Origin of the sequence: Sulfitobacter sp. HI0027 (genome assembly GCF_001634775.1) — a bacterium.
In the GTDB taxonomy this organism is placed as follows: domain Bacteria; phylum Pseudomonadota; class Alphaproteobacteria; order Rhodobacterales; family Rhodobacteraceae; genus Sulfitobacter.
The window spans coordinates 1-4,002 of the sequence record NZ_LWER01000055.1; the positions used below are offsets into that span (position 1 = coordinate 1).

Annotated in this window: 3 protein-coding genes and 1 pseudogene; 1 reads left to right on the forward strand and 3 read right to left on the reverse strand. The window is 61.8% G+C overall.

The window, feature by feature from the left end; genetic code table 11:
- From A3722_RS03680 to A3722_RS03690, 3 genes and pseudogenes are all read right to left on the reverse strand, one after another.
- Positions 1-328, reverse strand: a pseudogene (locus A3722_RS03680) (haloacid dehalogenase type II); the annotation flags it as partial.
- Positions 329-400: 72 nt separating this feature from the next.
- A complete protein-coding gene (locus A3722_RS03685; RefSeq protein WP_067626075.1) occupies positions 401-1,705 on the reverse strand; it encodes an NAD(P)/FAD-dependent oxidoreductase in 1,305 nt (434 codons plus the stop codon).
- Positions 1,705-3,054, reverse strand: coding sequence for a glutamine synthetase family protein (locus A3722_RS03690; protein ID WP_067626074.1), 1,350 nt, complete (start codon positions 3,052-3,054; stop codon positions 1,705-1,707). The genes A3722_RS03685 and A3722_RS03690 overlap by 1 nt, the downstream gene beginning before the upstream one ends.
- A gap of 124 nt (positions 3,055-3,178) precedes the next feature.
- On the opposite strand from A3722_RS03690, the gene A3722_RS03695 reads away from it, so the two are divergent.
- On the forward strand, positions 3,179-3,895 hold the full coding sequence (locus A3722_RS03695; protein WP_067626072.1) for a GntR family transcriptional regulator: 717 nt from the start codon (positions 3,179-3,181) through the stop codon (positions 3,893-3,895).
- Positions 3,896-4,002: the final 107 nt, after the last annotated feature.

Here is a 4,002-nt window from a genome sequence, read left to right on the forward strand (position 1 = left end):
CGCGCAGCTTGCGCAGGGCGGGGGCGACATCCGGGCGGGCGGGCATGGAGCCGATGAGAGATTTTAACTCGGCCACGTCCTCATCACTGATCGTCACGCCCTTGTTCGCGCCGACCATCTGCAAGACACCTCCCGCCAGCGCACCGAAGGGGGCATAGCGACCCGAGAGGGTCATGGTCTGCGAATAGAGGATCAGCTCGGCAAACCATTCACGCAGGACCGAGGCGTCGCCGAAGAGGCGCGCGAACAGTGGCTCCAGAGTGGTGATGTCGAGCAGGGTCTCGTTCACGTCGAAGACGATTGTAGAGACGGGCTTTTGATCGGGCATGGGGGTCCTTCCTGTCACGGCGGGCGATGCGCCCGGTCATTGTGAAGAAACCCCCAGCCCTGTCAAAAGGTTTCAGACCCCCAAGCGGTCGCGCAGCCCGTACCACCACGATCCCACGACCGAATAGGGCACGCGCAACATGCGCCCGCCGGGGAAGGGGAACCACGGCACATTGGCGAAGACGTCAAACCGGGTCAGATCGCCGTCGATCGCTTCCGAAAGGATGCGCCCGAAGGTATGCGAGCCGGTGACACCATGGCCGCTGTAGCCGTGCGCGAAATAGGTGTTGTCGCCGATCCGGCCCATCTGCGGAACACGGCTGAAGGACAGGGCAAAATTGCCGCTCCAGGCATAGTCGATCTTCACGTCTTTGAGTTGGGGGAAGACCTTGTCCATGTTCCGTTTGAGCTTGGCCTTGATGTCGCGCGGGTCAGCGCCGCCATAGACGGTGCCACCCCCGAAAAGCATGCGTTTGTCGCCCGACAGTCGGTAATAATCGAGGATATAGCGGATATCTTCGACACAGGCGTCGGTGGGCAGCAGCGCGTGGGCTTGTGCCTCGCTCAGCGGTTCGGTTGCCATGACTTGGGTCGAGACGGGCATCACGCGCGGGGTCAGCGTGGGCACCACATGGCCAAGGTAGGCATTGCCGCAGAGCACCAGCGTCTTGCAGGTCATCGTGCCCTTGGCGGTTCTGACCACGGGGCGTGGGGCATCGTGATCGACATCCGTCACGGGGGACATCTCATAGATCGTGCCGCCGTTTTTCTCAAACGCCGCCGCCTCACCGAGGGCGAGGTTGAGCGGGTGCATATGGCCGCCCGAATGGTCGATCAGCCCGCCTTCATAGAGGTCGGAATTGATGTGGGCGCGCAACTGGTCCTTGTCCAGCATCTCTTGATTGTCGATGCCGTAGCTCTGCCAGAGCTTCTGCCGCTCTTCCAACTCGCGCATATGCGCAGGCGTGAGCCCGGTGAAGATGTTCTTTTCCTTGAGGTCGCATTTGATGTCATAGGTGCGGACCCGCTCGCGGATGATCTCGCCACCCTCTTGCACCAACCCGGCCACGAAAGTCGCTGTGTCCTGACCGTAGCGGCGCTTGATCGTTTGCAGGCTGGCGTTCAGCCCGTTGACGATCTGCCCGCCATTGCGGCCCGAGGCCCCCCAGCCCACGCGCGCGCCTTCGATGATGGCGACCTTATAGCCCTTTTCGGCCAGATGCAGACCCGTCGACAGGCCGCTATAACCCGCGCCGACGATGCAAACGTCGATCTCGTGATCTCCCTGCAATTTTGGGCGCTCAGGCGAGGGATTGGCCGAGGCCGCGTAGTAGCTTGACGTATGGCTGCCGTCACCGGCGTAGGGGGGACGAGACATCAGACGATCTCCAGATAGGTATCATATTCGAAATGGGTCACTTGCCGCGCGAATTTGCGCAGCTCTTGGGTTTTGCATTCGACCATCATGGTCTGCAACCGCGAGGAGAAAATGCCGGGCACATCCGGCCCTTTGCGGAAGGCATCAATCGCCGTGGCCCAGTCGAGCGGCAGGTTGTCGAGCTTCATCGTATAGGCGTCGCCGGTGATCGGGGCGACGGGCTGCATGTCTTGCTCGATCCCCAAAAGCGCGCCGCCCAAGATGCTGGTCAGTACCAGATAGGGGTTGGCATCGGCGCCGGCCACACGGTGCTCGATGCGCCGTGCCTTGGCATCTCCGCCGGGGATGCGGATCGCGGCGGTGCGGTTCTCATAGCCCCAGGCGACATTGGTCGGCGCATGGGCGCCCGGCAGCAAGCGGCGATAGGAGTTTTCATGCGGCGCGAAGGTCAGCGTGTTTTGCTGCATCGTTGCCAGCAGACCGGCCACGGCGTTGAGCATCAGGGATGTGCCCTCATCCCCGCCATTGTCGAAGACGTTGACGCCGTTTTCATCGACCAGCGAGAAATGCACGTGAAAACCGCTGCCCGCCAGATCGCCATAAGGTTTGGCCATGAAGGTTGCGGCAAAGCCGTGTTTGCGGGCGATGCCGCGCACCAACCGTTTGAACAGCACCGCGTCATCTGCCGCGCGCAGCGGATCGTCGACATGGCGCATGTTGATCTCGAACTGGCCCGCCCCGTTTTCCGAGATCGCCGCATCCGCCGGGATGCCCTGCAATTCGCAGGCGTCATAGACCTCGTTCAGGAACTCATCGAAATGCTGCAACTCGTCCAGCGACAGTGCGCCGTCGGAATCCAGCCGCTTGCCGGTCACCGGAGAGCAGGGCGCCTGCGGGTGATCCTCGGACGGGTCGACAAGGTAGAACTCCAACTCGGTCGCAACCACGGGGGTGAGACCACGTGCCTTGAACTTGGCCGCCACTTCGGCCAGCGCGCGGCGCGGATCGCCGGGGAAGGGGGCGCCGTTTTCCTGACGCATCCAGAGCATCGCAAGCGCGGTCGGGCGCGAGGTCCATGTGATGGGCATCAAGGGGCGGCCCGTGAAATCACAAAGGCCATCGGAATCCCCGGTCTCAAACACCAGTTCGCTGTTTTCGACATCTTCGCCCCAAATATCCATGCCAACGATGGACAGGGGCATGCGCAGCCCGCCTTCGACAACCTTGGAGACTTGATCGGCTGGCACCCGCTTGCCGCGCATGGTGCCGTTAAGGTCGCAGACACAGGCAAAGATGGATTCGATTTCGGGATGTTGCGCCAGCCAGGCTTCGGCTTTGCTCTGAGACATGGGGTTCCTTTCGATATCGAACCTGAAAATGTGATACCATTTAGGGAAACGTCATACCACTATTCGCTTGTCTGTCAATCGCCCCGGAGCGTATGGTCAGCGGCGAAAGACCAAAGGCGGCCCGATGACCGACACCGAAAACGACGCGCTCAACATCCCCGAAATCCCTGAGATTCCGGGCGGGACGACGCAGGAATATGTCTATGAGCGGCTGCGCAATGCGATCATGCTCGGCGCGATCACGCCTGGCACCTCGCTGACCATGCGCGGCATTGCAGAGCGTCTTGGCCTCAGCCCGACCCCGGTGCGCGAGGCAGTGCGGCGGCTGAGTTCGGAACATGCCATCCAGATCAAGGACAACCGCCGCCTGACCGTGCCGCTAATGACCACTGACCGGTTCGAGGAACTGGTCGCCCTGCGCATCGCGGTCGAGACCCACGCCGCCTTGCGCGCCTTGCCCTATATCTCGGACATCGTGATCGACAGGCTGACCGAGATTGACGGCAGCATGGATCGGTTTGTGGCAGAGCGGGACTCGGACCAATTGACGCTGCAGAATCAAGCCTTTCACCGGATGCTGTATTCGGTGAACCCGGCGCAGGCGTCCTTGCCGATGATCGAAAGCATCTGGCTGCAACTCGGCCCCTTTCAGCGGCAGGTCATCACTGAGGTGGCGGAATACTATCAGATCGACCGACATAAAGAGGTGTTGGCGGCACTAACCGCACGCGATGGCGCAGCGCTGAGCGCGGCGATTGCCAATGACATCGTCGACGGTGTGCTCGACACGGGCCGCAAGCTGCTGGCGGCAGAGGCGGGCGGGGAAGCGGGCCAGATCTAGGTCCAGAGCGGCGTCTGGCCTTTGATCTATGAATTCCTTGGGTGATCAGGCTAGAACTGCGCCGAACGATGCGGGAACGATGGGGGCTGGGGCGCGACATGCAAAGA